We start from the raw sequence: 15,717 nt of genomic DNA on the forward strand, positions 1-15,717 counted from the left end.
TTTTGTGTTTTAGGTGTATTGTTGTTTTTAGGGTAATTATTGATAATGCACCCATCGAAACCGCACAAGGCGTTCACAAACATAAATACACAAGGTTTTATTACTCATGAAAACAGTTATTAAAGCAACCATCGCAGCCGCTATTATCGCTATGTCTTACAACGTTTCAGCAAAAGATGGCGACTTCACAGGTAACGTACAGTTTGAAAAAGCAGTTGCTAACAGCATGAATGCAGAACACTACCAAAAAGAAGGCACTGCAGAGCGTTCACACTCTGGTGTGGTATTCACTCAACCTAAAGCGCACCTAAGCTTTGCTGAAAAACTACTATCAGCAGCAGATAAATAAGCCGCTGAGNGCTGCAAACAATACGCTCACTTTTATTATTACCTGTNCGTAATAGTTATTTNCTTTTAACTCTATTGTTTATATTTCAGTAAATGAGAAGATGTCGGCATCGACACCAACAACAACCATAACGATTCGGTGCCGGTAACACTCACTTTGCTANTCACACTCTGTAAAAAATTCCGGTTTATGGCACATGCGATAAGCCAACATAAATTCATAAATATTAACGGAGCTTCATTATGAGCAATGTATTCTACATGCCACCTGTAACATTNATGGGTCCTAACGCTATTCAATCTTTAGGTGCNGAACTTGCNTCAAAAGNGCTGAAAAAAGCCCTAATCGTGACAGACAGTGTATTAGTTGAAGTGGGTTTAGTTAGCAAGCTAACTGACGAGCTAACCGCTCACGGTATTGATTTCACTATTTACGATGGTGTGCAGCCAAACCCAACNGAGAAAAACATTGAAGATGGNCTAGAGCTACTTGCAAACAGCCATTCTGATTTTGTGATTTCATTCGGTGGTGGTTCATCACACGATACTGCTAAAGGTATCGCANTNGTGGCAGCGAACGGTGGTCANATTCGTGATTACTCTAAAGGTGTACACCTTTCTAAAAAGCCACAACTTCCATTGGTAACCGTGAACACAACAGCAGGTACTGCTTCAGAAATGACAGTGTTTGCAATCATCACTAACCAAGAAGATGAAACCAAGTACCCAGTGGTTGATAAGCACTTCACGCCAATTATTGCAGTGAACGATTCAGAGCTAATGGTAGCAATGCCTAAGTTCCTAACCGCTGCAACCGGTATGGATGCATTAACGCACGCTGTTGAAGCGTATGTTTCAACTGCAGCGACACCAATCACTGATGCNTCNGCNATTAAAGCGATTGAGCTGATTGTAAACAACCTAGAAACTGCTGTGAACGACGGTCAAAATCGCGCAGCACGTGATGCAATGCAGTACGGCGAGTACCTTGCTGGTATGGCATTCTCTAATGCATCTTTAGGTTACGTTCACTCAATGGCNCACCAATTAGGTGGTGTTTACGACCTGGCTCANGGCCTATGTAACGCTATCCTATTGGCAGAAGTTTCGCGCTTTAACGCGAANCAAGTACCAGAGCGTTTTGTTGATATTGCGAAAGCAATGGGTATCGACACTGCAGCAATGACCCAAGAGCAAGCAGTAAATGCAGCCCTTGAAGCCATTGATGCACTATCTGAAAAGGTAGGCACCAAGCAACGCCTAGCTGATTTGGGTGTAACTGAAGATAAGCTAGCGTTCATGGCGCAAAANGCNCTAAACGATGCGTGTTCTTTAACGAACCCACGCAAAGCGAGCCTAGAAGAAATCGTAGCGATCTTCAAAGCACGCATGTAATACGCAACACCCTACAAAAAGGCTGGGGNNCCCCAGCCTTTATTATAAAAAAAGAAGGACAAATCCAATGACTACATTAACNGAAAAGCCAGGTATNTCGCTGATCAAAGCTGGTACTTTTAAGCTAAACGACCTAAGCAAACTGCTAGAAGTTGAAGGCCTAAAAAGCGACATGGCTGAAGTTGCTGTTACTAACAACAGTGCGCCATTGACGATTGGTCACTTCACTATGTCTCCGGGCGTAGAGTTTGAATACTTCTACGATTCAGTTAAGCTAAACGACCTAAGCAAACTGCTAGAAGTTGAAGGCCTAAAAAGCGACATGGCTGAAGTTGCTGTTACTAACAACAGTGCGCCATTGACGATTGGTCACTTCACTATGTCTCCGGGCGTAGAGTTTGAATACTTCTACGATTCAGTNGAGTACAAAGTNGTTACTAAAGGTAAGATTGTGGTACGTGATACAGACGGCAACAAATACGTTGCTGAAGTAGGCGACGTTATTCTGTTCTCACCTAATGTGACTGTTATCTTCGATGCAGAAAGTGACGGTGAAGCAATCTACACTGCGCACCGCCAAGCTGCAGAAGATTTTGCACCTGCAAAATAATTTCATTGCCAAATGAATCCTTAAAGCCTTAGACCTTGTTTAAGGCTTTTTTTTATCCTCTCTTTACACACCACTCTACTCTCGCACTCTTTCTTCTTTTTCATGCTCCTTTGCTTTTAAAAGCGCAATATCGCCACAAAGTTGGCAATTCCCATCTAGACTGATCATTAACTTTTAAATCTATCTATAAAACTATCTATATCGCTTTTATTACATCACCAGCCTATTGGATTAAGGAATAGGCTGCTTTCATTCATAAAACTCGCCAGTGATGAAGGGAACTCATAAGGCTACTGAGGTATTCCTATGTCACGGATTGTTATTGTTGGTGGTGGTGCTGCAGGTATTGAGTTATCAACCTTATTAAAAAAGACCATTAGAAAAGAAGATGAGGTGATTTTAGTCGAGCCTGAAACACACCATTTCTGGAAACCACGTTTACATGAAATCGCCGCAGGCACCTTTGACAGTGATCTCGATACTGTCTGCTACTTTACCCATGGCGCTCGGCATGGATACCAGCATTATCAAGCCTCAATGACTGATATAAACCGTGAAAATAAAACCATTATGGTCTGCGGTGCGGTTGACGACATCATGTGTGAAGTGAAATACGACTACTTAATTATTGCTGTCGGTGCGGTAAGTAATGACTTCAATACTAAAGGGGCAAAAGAACACTGCATTTTCCTCGATTCCGCCAATCAAGCGCGCCAAGCATGGCATCGTATGAGTTACGTACTTCGTGCAGGTGAAGAGCACACCATTAACATTGTCGGGGCTGGGGCAACAGGTGTTGAATTAGCAGCAGAGTTAGAAAGAGTCAGCCGCAAGTTACTGCGTTATAACGGTACACCGCTAAAAATTAATTTGATTGAAGCCGCTGATCGGGTCCTACCAAACAGCCCTGAAAAGATGTCGCGAAAAGTCCAGCAAGAACTTGAGAAAAATAACATTAATGTGTTGCTCAATACACGCATTAGCGAAGTGAAAGAAAAAGCTATGATCACCGCAGATGGTCACTCACTCGATGCCGATGTGCAGTTTTGGGCTGCGGGTATCAAAGCACCAGATTGGCTAAATGGTTTAGGCGGGCTTGCTTATAATCGTATCAATCAAATTGAAGTGAATATGAATTTAACCTCAACCCTTGATGATCATATTTTTGCCCTTGGTGATTGTGCTGCGATCCCTCAACCTGATGGCAGTTTTGTGCCTCCTAAAGCACAAGCGGCTAATCGTGCTGCTGAGCATTTAGCAAAAAGCTTAGGTGATTTTCTTCATGGTAAGCCACTGACAGATTTCATTTTTAAAGACAGTGGTATGGTGGTGGCCGTTGGGCATTACTTTGCTGTTGGTTCGTTTGCACCCGGCTCCAAAATGGAAAGTAAATTTGTGTTACATGGTTTATTGATCCGTCGTGTCTACGATACGATTTTCCGCTTACATCAAAGAACCATCAGTAACATGTTTACGGTTTCCCGATTAATGGTTGCTAAACGTCTTAAAGCGGTATTTAAGCCCAAGATTTAAGCATTGCAAATAAAGCGACTAACAGTATGTGAAATTTAATTAAACTTCACATTTCAGTCAGTTATTACAAAATCCTCACCAAAACATTCAATCGTAAGTTAGTAATTTTTTATGGTTGGGTTAAGATGTGCGCCCCAACTGTTTAACCCTAGGAAGTGTGACTGCCATGATGTGGTTTAAGAATTTACTGACTTACCGCTTTACCCGTGAAATTGATTTAAATGCAGACCAACTGGAAAAGCAGCTGGAAGAATTTCGCTTCACGCCTTGTGGTAGCCAAGACGTTCAAAAGTTTGGCTGGGCACATGCGCTAGGCAAACACGGTGACATGTTTACCCATGTTTCTGGCGACAACATTTTGATCTGTGCACGCAAAGAAGAAAAAATGCTGCCAGCATCGGTGATCAAAGAATCACTGAACAACAAGATTGAAATGCAGGAAAAAGATCTTGGTCGTAAACTGAAAAAGACTGAGAAAGACACCCTGAAAGATGAAATCGTTATGGATTTACTGCCTCGTGCATTTAGCCGTAAATCGCAAACTTACGCTCTGATCATGCCAAAGCTAGGTTTCATCATTGTCGATGCTGGTAGCTTCAAAAAAGCGGAAGACATGTTAGCCCTGCTACGTAAGTCTATCGGTAGCTTACCTGTCGTGCCTGTTGTGGCAGAAAAACCATTGGCGTTAACCATGACTGAATGGGTTCGCAGCAACGAAGCTCCACACGGTTTCACTATGGGTGAAGAAGCAGAATTTAAAGCGATTGAAGAAGATGGTGGTGTGATCCGTTGTAAGCAACAAGATCTGAACTGTGATGAAATTCTTGCTCACATCGAAGCCAACAAGGTTGTAACTAAACTAGCGATGAACTGGCAAGATCGTATCGACTTTGTGTTTGCCGATGATTTAACAGTGAAGCGTTTGAAGTTCTCTGACGAGCTTAAAGATCAAAACGAAGACATCGACCGTGAAGATGTTGCACAACGTATTGATGCAGATTTATCACTTATGGGTGGCGAGTTCTCTGCATTCTTACCAAACCTATTTGAAGTAGTGGGTGGTTTAGAAAACAAAGGCTAATCCCCTTTTTCTTATCTGTTGTTAAAAGACAAACCATCTAAAAAAGCCGTGTCGCTGTTATGTGTTCATAACCAAGCGACACGGCTTTTTGTTATCTCTTCTACCTATGAGAATAAGTAATTACATGCTCATTCCCATGCCGGCATTGGCTTTTTTACCTAAACGGTAATACCAAATTGAAAGCGGAATGAAGATCAGGTTCATCACTGTGGTCATGTTCATACCAAAACCAGATTGGTTTAAAGTTCTGACTGTTTGATCGGCACTTACCCAACCAAAGCCGTTGAAGATGGCATCGACACATAAACCGGTAAATAGGATTGAAAGGAAAAGTAACCCTACCATCCATTTGGTTGGACGTTTGCCGTAGTATTTTTTGTAAACGCCCATCATTGGAATGGTTAATACATCGGCTAAGATAAAACCAATCACCCCACCAAATGAAATACCACCATGCCACAAGGCTGCCGCCAAGATTAAGTTACCCACTGAACAAACATAGGCAATCATGGCGACGAAGATACCGATAATGACATCGAGCAATGAGTGAAGCCATGTCGGTAAACCAACATCGTTACTGATGAATAGCGCTTTCCAGCCTTCTTGTGGCACAAGCGCAATCAAGATGGATGACACCACCACGCCAATTAAGATCTCTTTGCCTATCATGGCGAGATCCATTTGGAAGAAACCTGCTGACTTGGTGATTTTAGACATCAAGCCTGTCTCTTCTTGCGCTGGCATATCCATGTGATGATGCATGCTGTGATCATGTTTCATGGTTGACATATCCATGCCGCAGTCGCTGTCTTCATGCTTCATGTAGGACATATCCATACCGCAATCACTGGTCTCATGCTTCATGCTAGACATGTCCATGCCACAGTCACTGTGCGCATGTTTAGCGGGCTCTGCATTTTCAAGATGCTGGCGTAGCTCTTGCTCAACATCTTTTGGATAGAAGCGACTAAACAAGAACCCTGCGGTCACAATTAAGATCAGCCCACCAATCACTTCCCCCCAAAGGAATGTCCAGCCCATTAATGCCACCAGCACAATGAACATTTCCGCTATCAAGTTAGTACTAGATACTAAAAATGCCATTGCATTCGCTAAGGTCGCTTTTTTCGCTAGCAGAGTATGAGAAAGAGAAGCCGCTGCATAAGAGCATGACGAAGACACCATGCCAAGAATGGTCGTAAAAGTTAAACTTTTGGCATCGGTTTTACCCAAGTGTTTAACCACGGTATCAACGGGTAATAAATGCCGAATAAAGGATGAAAGGATCAAGCCAAAGGCAAGAGGCCAAAAGATTTGCCATGACATGTTAAACAACACTGAAATGACATGAACGACGATGTTGCTATCCCCACTTTCCATGAAGACACCTTTGTTGTTGTTATTTATGAGAGAAACATTAATTAAGCATAGTACGCTTCTCTAAAGCATTACATTGCTTTATCGCTCAATCTAACTTTGCAAATGTGCCTAAATAAAAGTTTAGCAATATCAATAACTAGCTATTATCTGAATAACAGTGACAGGTCGTGAGATGATCGTTCACCATGCCTACCGCTTGCATAAAGGAATAACAAGTCACCGCACCTATAAACTTAAAACCTTGCTTTTTGAGCACCTTACTCATGTGTGCTGATTGCTCGGTTTGTGCTGGTACTTCTGCCATGCTCTGCCATTGATTCACCACGGTTTTGTTATCAACAAACTGCCAGAAAAAATCAGCGAGTGGAGTGTGTTTTCGCACTGCAATTAACCGTTCGAGGTTATTTAATGCTGCTGCAATTTTGCCTTTGTGCTTGATCACATCAAACTGCTGGCAAATATGCTCAACTAAGACTTCTCGAGGTTGCGGTAATAACTCGGTTTCAATTTTTTCTAAATCAAAATCCAGAAAAGCCGCCCGATAAGCAGGACGTTTACGTAGCACCGTTAACCAACTTAATCCGCTTTGCATACTCTCTAAAATAAAGCATTCGGCAAGGGCGTTATCATCACAGGTAGTGTTACCCCACTCAGTATCATGATAATGCTGTAACAGTGGATCAGTGGTTGCCCAATCGCAACTTATCATTGGCGTACTTTCGGTTGTCATGGATAAAGTCCTTATAAAAAAATACGGGAGTATTGCTACTCCCGTATTGGCTTCTACACGTTGTTTTAATTTATAGGAAAACGCTTAGTGTTGCAGCAATAATGAAAGCAATCGTACCTAGAAGTGTTTCCATTACCGTCCACGTTTTTAGTGTCGTTTTCTCATCCATGTCTAGCAGTTTACCTACTAGCCAGAATCCTGAATCGTTGAAGTGAGATAGCACGGTCGCACCCGATGCAATCGCAATCACGATGAAGCATAAATCTAATGCACTTAAACCTGTTGTTGCCGCAACCATAGGAGCAATCAGTGCCGCAGTTGTGGTTAGAGCAACCGTTGCTGAGCCTTGTGCGACACGAAGTGCTGTCGAGACTAAGAATGCTGCCACAATCACAGGCATCCCCGTATCTGATAACAAACCTGCTAGTGCATCACCAATGCCACTTGCACGTAGTACGCCACCGAACATGCCGCCCGCACCTGTTACCAGAATCACTGCACAGATTGGCGCAAGTGAATCACCACATAGCTTTTCAAGTTTTGCCATGCCGTAGTTTTTAGAGAACAGTGCCAAACAGAACAGTAATGTGATCATCAGAGCAATTGGCGTTTTGCCCAGCATACGTAATACGTTTACCCACGTATCTTGACCATCAACCACGCCCATCACTGTTAGTGTGTGTAGACCTGTATCCATGAAGATCAGTACCAACGGCATTAATAGGATCGCAAGCACTGTTGAGAACTTAGGAAGATTGTTTTCGTCAATCACTTCTTGGGTAGCTAGGAATGCTTGTGGCAATGGCAGTTTGAATCGCTCGCCCGCCCATAGACCGTAAAGGTAAGCACCTAAGTACCATGTTGGTAGTGCAATCACTAAACCAACAATTGTTAGTAGACCAATGTTCGCACCTAGTAATTCACCAGCCGCAACTGGGCCTGGGTGTGGTGGCAAGAATGCGTGCATTACCGCAAATGCACCTGCCACTGGTAATGCGTATTTAATGGTTGAGCCACCAAATTGCTTCGCCACACTAAATAGGATTGGCATCATTACCATTAGACCGGCATCAAAGAAGATTGGGAAACCAAACAATAGTGATGCGACACCGAGAGCAAAGGGTGCTCGCTCAGAACCGAACCTACCAATTAATGTATCTGCTAATACTTTCGCACCACCAGTTACTTCTAAAATTCGACCAATCATGGTGCCTAAACCCACCAGTAGAGCAACAGAGGCAAGCGTGCCACCAAAGCCCGACATCATGGTTGGTACAACCTGATCAGCATTAACACCTGTGACTACTGCGGTAATAAAACTCACTAAGGTTAACGCTAAGAAAGCATGTAACCTGAATTTCATAATAAGCAGTAATAACAACAAGATAGAACAGAGCGCAATAAATAATAAGTAGGTTGGGTCTAACGTCATACAGGATCACTCCGGCAAAAATATAGTTATTTCGTTGTGAATATTTTTATTGTGATAGTCTTCACAACCCTTTATGTTACGGGTAACATGTTACCCGTAACATGGTAACTTACAAGTAAATCGAACAATCGATATTCAAAAATGAGATAGAGGTTAAAAAATGGCAGGTCAAAGCATTATTGTAATGGGGGTGTGTGGTAGCGGTAAATCAACAATTGGTGAAGGTATCGCTGCTCGCTTAAAGGCAAAGTTCATCGATGGCGATGATTTACACCCAAGAGCCAACATTCAAAAAATGGCCAGTGGCAACCCTCTTAATGATGCTGATCGTGAACCTTGGCTAGAGCGCATTCGTGATGCGGCATATAGCTTGGAAAACAAAAACGAAGTAGGGATCATTGTGTGCTCTGCTTTGAAAAAGAAATATCGCGATCAAATCCGTGAAGGCAATCAGAACGTCTCTTTCGTCTTTTTAGACGGCGATCGTGAGCTGATCCTTGAACGTATGCGTGCTCGTAAAGGTCACTTTATGCGTGAAACCATGTTAACCAGCCAGCTTGAAACCTTAGAACGCCCTGTTGATGAAGCAGGTGTATTCACTGTCTCTATCGACGGTTCAGTTACCGATATTATTGAAAACGCTGTTGAGCAATTGCGTGGAGCAAGCCTATGAATCCTGTCATTTCTGCCGTTACCGAGCGTATAAAAGCAAGAAGCGCTGAGAGTTACTCACAATGGCTCGCCATGACCAAGGAAATGGAACAAGCAGGTAAAGGCCGTAGCCAATTGTCGTGCGGTAACCTTGCCCACGTTGTAGCAGCCAATTGCGCACAAGAGAAATCAGCGATCCTTGATTTTCTTCATGCCAACATCGCTATTGTTAGCGGCTATAACGACATGCTAAGTGCTCACCAGCCTTATAAGTTCTACCCTGACATCATTGCTAAAGCCTTAGCTGAATACGGTCACACCAGCCAAGTTGCAGGTTGTGTACCTGCGATGTGTGACGGTATTACCCAAGGTCAGCCGGGTATGGAAATGTCGCTGTTTTCCCGTGATGTGGTCGCGCAAGCAACGGCGATCACGCTAAGTCACAATGCATTTGATGCGACATTACTGCTCAGTATCTGCGACAAAATAGCCCCGGGACAATTAATGGGCGCGTTATCTTTTGCGCATTTACCGACAGCATTTGTACCTGTTGGCCCGATGGGAACAGGCATCAGTAACGATGAGAAAGTCAGCGTTCGTCAGCAATATGCAGCAGGTGAAGTGGACTCAAGTGCCCTACTGACGATGGAGTGCCAAGCGTATCACTCTCCGGGCACCTGTACCTTCTACGGCACAGCCAATACCAATCAGCTGATTTTAGAAGCCATGGGCTTAATGCTACCGGGCTCGGCATTTGTGCCTCCGACAAGCGAATTACGTAAAGCATTAACCGAAGAATCTGCGTGTCGTATTGCGGCGGCGGCGAACCAACAATCGACACAATACCGACCACTATATGAAGTTGTAACCGCAGAAAGTCTGGTGAATGGTTTAGTGGCATGGCTAGCATCTGGTGGCAGTACTAACCACAGCTTACACATGGTCGCGATTGCCCGTTGTGCAGGTTTGATTTTAACTTGGGATGACATTAACGATTTATCAGATGCCGTACCGCTATTAGTACGCATGTACCCAAATGGTCCTGCTGATATTAATGCTTTCCAACAAGCAGGTGGTGTACCAACGTTAATGAAAGCATTACACCAACACGGACTATTAAACACTGAAGTAAAAACCGCTTTTGGTAACTTTAGTGATGTGATGACAACACCAAGTATCAATAACGGTAAGTTGGTTTGGACTGCTTGTGATGATTCCACTGATGGTGATGTAATTTGTACGCCTGAACATGTATTTAGCGCAACTGGCGGCTTGAAAGTGTTAGCGGGCAATATCGGAAAATCGGTAATTAAAGTCTCTGCCGTTGCCGCTGAGCATCAACATATTTGTGCGCCTGCGAAAGTTTTCCGTTGTCAAAACGAGGTTGAAAAAGCCTACAAGCAAGGCTTATTAGATCAAGATGCGATCATTGTCGTGACCCATAATGGTCCAGCGGCAAATGGTATGCCTGAGCTTCACAAATTGATGCCAATTTTGGGGAATATCCAGAAGAAAGGCTATAAAGTAGCGCTGGTGACGGATGGTCGCCTATCTGGTGCATCAGGCAAAATCCCTGCTGCTATTCACATTACACCTGAAGCCTTACGTGGTGGTGCGATTGGTTTAGTGGAAGATGGCGATATGATTGAATTAAATGCAGTCACGGGTGAGCTAACCGTTCAAGCCGAACTCAGTGCTCGTACTGCCACATATACCTTAGACAAGCCAGCACTGACCTTTGGTCGTCAGCTGTTTGCAAACATGCGCCACAACGTATCAAGTGCTGATACTGGTGCCACCATTTTTTAAGTTATTGGATAGGAAGAAACCTATGAACACTTGGCAAGTTAACCCACAAGATGTTTTTGCCGCATCTCCTGTTGTTCCTGTAATGATCATTGAACGTGTTGAAGATGCTGTTCCTATGGCGCAAGCACTGCAAAATGGTGGGATCACGGTATTTGAAATTACCCTACGTACTCCTGTTGCCCTTGATGCTATCCGTGCTATCGCAGAAGCCATGCCAGAGGCAATGGTGGGTGCTGGTACTGTGCTAACGTGTGAGCAATACGATGCCGCTGTTGAAGCGGGCGCGAAATTTGTGATTTCTCCGGGAATGACACCTAAGCTACTTAGTCATGCTAAAGCTGGCTCTGCGCCATTAATTCCGGGGGTTAGTACGCCATCTGAAATCATGCAAGCATTAGAGCTTGGCTACCAACACCTTAAATTCTTCCCTGCGGAAGCTAACGGTGGTGCTAAAGCGCTAGCTGCAATTGCTGCACCACTACCACAAGTTAAATTCTGTCCAACAGGCGGCATTAGCCCTGCCAACGTTGATCAGTACAAAGCGGTGAAATGTGTGGCGACTGTCGGCGGCTCTTGGATGCTACCAAAAGATCTGATCGATAACGGTCAGTGGGATGAAATTACGAAGTTGTCTCAAGAAGCGGTAGCGCTATTAGCTAAATAACGCTTTAGTGTACTAGTTAATAGGTCACAACAAAGCAGCGCACGAGTTCATCGTGCGCTGCTTTTTTATTTATTGCTTTATAAGCGGTTTTATTCGCAATCTTAAACAGGCTTACCTAAACTCTCGCCCAAATACAAACTGTAGCCAATATCTTGGATCGGTTTGGTCACCTTCTTACCCGATAGTTTTTTAAGTAGCAATGTAGCAGCAGCCGCTCCAATTTCCTCACGCGGGGTATTCACACTGGCAAGCGTCGGTGAAATAGCCTTACCAATATCTAAAGCGTTATAACCTGCAATCGCCACACGATCAGGAATATCAATGTTGTGCTCTTGGCAATGCATCATGGCACCAATGGCTAAGTCATCGTTGGTACAAAATACCCCATCTAGCTCTGGAAATTGTTCTAATGCTTGGCGCATCAACTCACGTCCTTGAGTAAAACTAGAATGCTCTTGGGTGGATACAATCTGTGGCGTTAAGCCATTTTCTTCCATCGCTTGCAAATAGCCTTCACTACGTAACTGAGTTCGACGGTCTAATCGCGCCGCAAAATAGACAATGTGACGACGACCGTATTCAATCATCTTGGACACTAAATCAAATGCGGCTTGTTTATGATCGAGCCCTACCGCCATATCAATCGGGTTTTCAGGCAAATCAATGGTTTCTACCACGGGGATTGCCGCTGCATTGATCATCTTCTGGCTACGTTCGCTATGAATACTTTCAGTTAAGATCAAACCATCAACGTGATATGACAACAGCGAAGCGATCTTCTCTTCTTCCTCTTCTGCGCTATAGCCATAGTGGGTGATCAAGGTTTGATAGCCTTCGGCTTTGGTGACTGATTCAATCCCCTGTAATAGCGAGGCAAACACTTGGTTGGATAACGATGGCAGCAATATTCCAATCGCTTTACTGTTGCGGTTCGACAAAATATCTGGCGCACGGCTTGCCACATACCCAAGCTCATCAACCACCACTGCAATTTTTTCACGGGTGGCTTCTGCAACCGAGTTAGGATCACGCAAGTAACGACTGACAGTCATCTTAGTGACACCCACTTTCTTGGCTACATCATTTAATGTGGGACGGTGTTTTGGCTTCGCAGTCATTGATCTGTCCTAACGCGGTTCAATAGATAAAACGTAATAATGGCGTAGAGTATGAGCTAAATTCGCTAGCAGCAACTATTTATCGGTAATATCTTATAGTTAGCACTATACGCTTGGCGATAAATTGTCGAGAACAAGAAAAAACTCCGTGAGAAATGTGGCGCTCAGGTCACGAAAAACGTAAAATCCCGCCTTTCCTTCATATCACTAGGTGATATGAACTGATCTGGAATCAGAAAAGAGACAATAGAGCTATGTTTAAACCAGAATTACTTTCGCCAGCAGGCAGCCTTAAAAATATGCGTTATGCATTCGCCTACGGTGCAGATGCAGTATACGCAGGTCAGCCTCGCTACAGCCTTCGTGTTCGTAACAACGAATTCAACCACGAAAACCTAAAGATCGGTATTGATGAAGCACACGCGCAAGGCAAAAAGCTTTACGTGGTATGTAACATTCAGCCGCATAACTCTAAGTTAAAGACGTTTATCCGCGATCTTAAACCAATCGTTGAAATGGGTCCTGACGCACTTATCATGTCAGATCCGGGTCTTATCATGATGGTTCGTGAAGCTTTCCCTGAGGTGGTTATTCACCTATCAGTTCAAGCGAACGCAGTTAACTGGGCGACAGTAAAATTCTGGGCAAGCCAAGGTGTTGAGCGTGTGATTCTATCTCGTGAGCTTTCACTAGAAGAAATCGAAGAAATTCGTGAGCACTGCCCTGACACAGAACTAGAAATCTTTGTTCACGGCGCACTATGCATGGCTTACTCTGGTCGTTGCCTACTGTCTGGTTACATCAACAAGCGTGACCCTAACCAAGGTACATGTACTAACGCATGTCGTTGGGAATACAAAACAGAAAAAGCGACTGAAAACGATGCTGGTCAAATTGTTGAAGTACAAGATGCAGCAGTTCAAATGCAAGACGCTGAGCGCCCAGACAATACACTTGGTCTAGGTAAGCCAACTGATGAAGTTGTGCTACTGAGCGAATCTCACCGTCCTGAAGAAAAAATGGCGGCATTTGAAGATGAGCACGGTACTTACATCATGAACTCGAAAGATCTTCGTGCTGTTCAACACGTTGAGCGTCTAACTAAAATGGGTGTTCACTCACTGAAAATCGAAGGTCGTACTAAGTCGTTCTACTACTGTGCACGTACTGCACAAGTTTACCGTAAAGCGATTGATGATGCGGTTGCAGGTAAGCCATTTGATGACTCACTAATGGGCACGCTAGAAAGCCTTGCTCACCGTGGTTACACTGAAGGTTTCCTTCGTCGTCACACCCATGATGCGTACCAAAACTACGATTACGGTTACTCTATTTCTGATTCTCAACAATTTGTTGGTGAGTTCACGGGTAAACGCCGTGGCGATCTTGCTGAAGTAGAAGTGAAGAACAAGTTTGTTGTTGGTGATAGCCTTGAAGTGATGACACCAAAAGGTAACGTTATCTTTACTCTTGAGACAATGGAAAACCGTAAGTCTGAAGTGATTGATGATGCCAAAGGTAACGGTCACTTTGTATTTATCCCAGTACCACAAGACATGGATCTTGAGTACGGTCTACTTATGCGTAACTTGGGCAACGGTGAAGACACACGTAACCCACACGCACCTAAAGACGGTCAATAAGCACTATGGCACTGCTCATTACAAGCAAATGCATTAACTGCGATATGTGTGATCCTGAATGCCCTAACGAGGCGATCACCATGGGTGACGAGATCTATGAAATCAACCCAGATCGTTGTACTGAATGTAAAGGGCATTACGACAAGCCGACTTGTCAGTCTGTTTGTCCGATCACCAATTGCATTATTACCGATCCTGAACACGTAGAGTCAGATGAAGAGTTACTAGAGAAATTTGTTACTCTTCAAGGTCTTGCTTAATCAAAGCTCGCCATTGAATATAATGTTCAGACCATAAAAAAGCGCCTCTCGGCGCTTTTTTATCTTGTTATTACCGCTATATGCTGATAATTCGCTTAACTATCAATCACCACATGACACTGAGCAGGTAACACTGGCTTCGGTTTAGGCTTTGGCTTCACCGCAGGCTTATTTGAAGCTGGCTTTTGATAGTCAGGTGACCATGACGCAAGTTCTTTACCACAACCATCACCCGGTGGTGGCGGTGTTTGTGGCTCACAGTATGGGCTACCTTCAGGACAATTTAAACGGACGTGAAAATGGTAGTAGTGCCCAAACCAAGGACGCACCTTACGTAGCCAATCACGATCTTTCCATTTCGCCTTACAAAGCTGTTCTTTGATCACTGGGTGAACAAAGATACGCGACACCCGATCATCACTTGCTGCTAACTGGATAAGCTGTGCTTGCTTAGTGCCCCAGTTCTTTTCAATGATCTTGTAGTTCTTTACATCCACCATCGGCAGTGCAGAGACACTTTTCAATTGTTTTTGAGTTAATGGCTTTTCAGGAATGCGCAACCAAATATCAGCATCCAAACCGGTTTGATGACTAGCATGGCCTGACGAGAAACGTCCACCACGAGGCATGGCAATATCGCCCACCAGCACATTACCGATTTTCAGTTGTTGTGAGGTTTTCATTAACTCTTTTAAGAAGGTGATCATTTCATGGTTACCGTAGTAACGCCCACGCTCAGCGCGGATCACCTGATAACCTTCGCCTTGCAGCGGAAGCATCTCGCCTCCCGCTAAACAGCCGTTGGCATAAGAGCCTATCGAGCTTGATTCACCTATCGTTGGTGTTTTTACTTTTTCCCATGGTGATGCCATCACACTCGAGCTTGATGCCACCAGCAACAATCCTGTCAAAATTTTCCCTAGCACACAGATATTCCTAAATTAGTGATAATAAATTGGATCATAGCTTATGCCTTTTCATCACTGCAATTAAATCCTGTTTTTTATCTCACTAATGAACAGTTTTATTCCTGCTACTATAACGACATATCTATCACTATCAC

At 43.9% G+C, this 15,717-nt stretch carries 15 protein-coding genes; 10 read left to right on the forward strand and 5 right to left on the reverse strand.

Annotation, left to right across the window (positions count from 1 at the left end):
• The first annotated feature begins 106 nt into the window (after window positions 1-106).
• The 5 genes from E5A76_RS00875 to rdgC all read left to right on the forward strand — a co-directional run bounded on the left by E5A76_RS00875 (window position 107) and on the right by rdgC (window position 4,967).
• Entirely contained in the window at window positions 107-349 is a 243-nt protein-coding gene (locus E5A76_RS00875; RefSeq protein ID WP_053986600.1) for a hypothetical protein, read from the forward strand.
• A 242-nt stretch (window positions 350-591) separates the two neighbouring features.
• Window positions 592-1,743, forward strand: coding sequence for an iron-containing alcohol dehydrogenase (locus E5A76_RS00880; RefSeq protein WP_161117826.1), 1,152 nt, complete (start codon window positions 592-594; stop codon window positions 1,741-1,743).
• 229 nt (window positions 1,744-1,972) lie between these two features.
• Window positions 1,973-2,353 (forward strand): cupin domain-containing protein, encoded by a 381-nt coding sequence (locus tag E5A76_RS00885; RefSeq protein WP_161117835.1) that lies wholly within the window; start codon window positions 1,973-1,975, stop codon window positions 2,351-2,353.
• A gap of 306 nt (window positions 2,354-2,659) precedes the next feature.
• Entirely contained in the window at window positions 2,660-3,886 is a 1,227-nt protein-coding gene (locus tag E5A76_RS00890) for an NAD(P)/FAD-dependent oxidoreductase (RefSeq protein WP_107185420.1), read from the forward strand.
• Window positions 3,887-4,055: 169 nt separating this feature from the next.
• Window positions 4,056-4,967 (forward strand): recombination-associated protein RdgC, encoded by a 912-nt coding sequence (rdgC, locus tag E5A76_RS00895; protein WP_187695521.1) that lies wholly within the window; start codon window positions 4,056-4,058, stop codon window positions 4,965-4,967.
• A gap of 120 nt (window positions 4,968-5,087) precedes the next feature.
• Here the strand turns inward: rdgC and E5A76_RS00900 are convergent, their stop codons facing one another.
• From E5A76_RS00900 to E5A76_RS00910, 3 genes are all read right to left on the reverse strand, one after another.
• Window positions 5,088-6,347 (reverse strand): permease, encoded by a 1,260-nt coding sequence (locus tag E5A76_RS00900; RefSeq protein ID WP_161117828.1) that lies wholly within the window; start codon window positions 6,345-6,347, stop codon window positions 5,088-5,090.
• 136 nt (window positions 6,348-6,483) lie between these two features.
• Complete coding sequence (locus E5A76_RS00905; protein WP_161117829.1) at window positions 6,484-7,077, reverse strand: DNA-3-methyladenine glycosylase I; 594 nt, start codon at window positions 7,075-7,077, stop codon at window positions 6,484-6,486.
• A gap of 70 nt (window positions 7,078-7,147) precedes the next feature.
• Window positions 7,148-8,509, reverse strand: a complete 1,362-nt coding sequence (locus E5A76_RS00910; RefSeq protein ID WP_161117830.1) for a GntP family permease — start codon at window positions 8,507-8,509, stop codon at window positions 7,148-7,150.
• A gap of 160 nt (window positions 8,510-8,669) precedes the next feature.
• On the opposite strand from E5A76_RS00910, the gene E5A76_RS00915 reads away from it, so the two are divergent.
• Genes E5A76_RS00915 through E5A76_RS00925 form a run of 3 tightly spaced genes read left to right on the forward strand, consistent with a single transcriptional unit; the run spans window position 8,670 to window position 11,633 of the window.
• The gene (locus E5A76_RS00915; protein ID WP_107165560.1) at window positions 8,670-9,182 is read left to right on the forward strand and encodes a gluconokinase; all 513 of its coding nucleotides are present in this window, start codon (window positions 8,670-8,672) and stop codon (window positions 9,180-9,182) included.
• Window positions 9,179-10,969, forward strand: coding sequence for a phosphogluconate dehydratase (edd, locus tag E5A76_RS00920; RefSeq protein ID WP_161117831.1), 1,791 nt, complete (start codon window positions 9,179-9,181; stop codon window positions 10,967-10,969). Before E5A76_RS00915 ends, edd begins: the two co-directional genes overlap by 4 nt.
• A gap of 22 nt (window positions 10,970-10,991) precedes the next feature.
• Window positions 10,992-11,633 carry a bifunctional 4-hydroxy-2-oxoglutarate aldolase/2-dehydro-3-deoxy-phosphogluconate aldolase gene (locus E5A76_RS00925; protein ID WP_107185424.1) on the forward strand — a complete coding sequence of 214 codons (642 nt, stop codon included), beginning with the start codon at window positions 10,992-10,994 and terminating at the stop codon, window positions 11,631-11,633.
• Between the two features lie 101 nt (window positions 11,634-11,734).
• Here E5A76_RS00925 and E5A76_RS00930 read toward each other — a convergent pair whose 3' ends face one another.
• The gene (locus E5A76_RS00930) at window positions 11,735-12,751 is read right to left on the reverse strand and encodes a substrate-binding domain-containing protein (RefSeq protein ID WP_161117832.1); all 1,017 of its coding nucleotides are present in this window, start codon (window positions 12,749-12,751) and stop codon (window positions 11,735-11,737) included.
• Window positions 12,752-13,005: 254 nt separating this feature from the next.
• Between E5A76_RS00930 and trhP the strand changes: the two genes are divergently transcribed.
• Both trhP and E5A76_RS00940 read left to right on the forward strand, forming a co-directional pair.
• Window positions 13,006-14,394 (forward strand): prephenate-dependent tRNA uridine(34) hydroxylase TrhP, encoded by a 1,389-nt coding sequence (gene trhP, locus E5A76_RS00935; protein ID WP_061013701.1) that lies wholly within the window; start codon window positions 13,006-13,008, stop codon window positions 14,392-14,394.
• A 5-nt stretch (window positions 14,395-14,399) separates the two neighbouring features.
• On the forward strand, window positions 14,400-14,654 hold the full coding sequence (locus E5A76_RS00940; protein WP_042117063.1) for a YfhL family 4Fe-4S dicluster ferredoxin: 255 nt from the start codon (window positions 14,400-14,402) through the stop codon (window positions 14,652-14,654).
• Between the two features lie 95 nt (window positions 14,655-14,749).
• On the opposite strand, the gene mepA is transcribed toward E5A76_RS00940, so the two are convergent.
• A complete protein-coding gene (gene mepA, locus E5A76_RS00945) occupies window positions 14,750-15,580 on the reverse strand; it encodes a penicillin-insensitive murein endopeptidase (RefSeq protein WP_023931372.1) in 831 nt (276 codons plus the stop codon).
• Window positions 15,581-15,717 lie beyond the last annotated feature (137 nt).

The sequence above is a fragment of the Photobacterium lucens genome, assembly GCF_009873615.1.
Lineage (GTDB): Bacteria > Pseudomonadota > Gammaproteobacteria > Enterobacterales > Vibrionaceae > Photobacterium > Photobacterium lucens.

Excerpts from the sequence above, each read along its gene's own strand:
- E5A76_RS00875 (WP_053986600.1), top strand. The coding sequence starts at position 107 with ATGAAAACAGTTATTAAAGCAACCATCGCAGCCGCTATTATCGCTATG.
- E5A76_RS00890 (WP_107185420.1), top strand. The coding sequence starts at position 2,660 with ATGTCACGGATTGTTATTGTTGGTGGTGGTGCTGCAGGTATTGAGTTA.
- rdgC (WP_187695521.1), top strand. The coding sequence starts at position 4,056 with ATGTGGTTTAAGAATTTACTGACTTACCGCTTTACCCGTGAAATTGAT.
- E5A76_RS00900 (WP_161117828.1), bottom strand. The coding sequence starts at position 6,347 with ATGGAAAGTGGGGATAGCAACATCGTCGTTCATGTCATTTCAGTGTTG.
- E5A76_RS00905 (WP_161117829.1), bottom strand. The coding sequence starts at position 7,077 with ATGACAACCGAAAGTACGCCAATGATAAGTTGCGATTGGGCAACCACT.
- E5A76_RS00910 (WP_161117830.1), bottom strand. The coding sequence starts at position 8,509 with ATGACGTTAGACCCAACCTACTTATTATTTATTGCGCTCTGTTCTATC.
- E5A76_RS00915 (WP_107165560.1), top strand. The coding sequence starts at position 8,670 with ATGGCAGGTCAAAGCATTATTGTAATGGGGGTGTGTGGTAGCGGTAAA.
- edd (WP_161117831.1), top strand. The coding sequence starts at position 9,179 with ATGAATCCTGTCATTTCTGCCGTTACCGAGCGTATAAAAGCAAGAAGC.
- E5A76_RS00925 (WP_107185424.1), top strand. The coding sequence starts at position 10,992 with ATGAACACTTGGCAAGTTAACCCACAAGATGTTTTTGCCGCATCTCCT.
- E5A76_RS00930 (WP_161117832.1), bottom strand. The coding sequence starts at position 12,751 with ATGACTGCGAAGCCAAAACACCGTCCCACATTAAATGATGTAGCCAAG.
- trhP (WP_061013701.1), top strand. The coding sequence starts at position 13,006 with ATGTTTAAACCAGAATTACTTTCGCCAGCAGGCAGCCTTAAAAATATG.
- E5A76_RS00940 (WP_042117063.1), top strand. The coding sequence starts at position 14,400 with ATGGCACTGCTCATTACAAGCAAATGCATTAACTGCGATATGTGTGAT.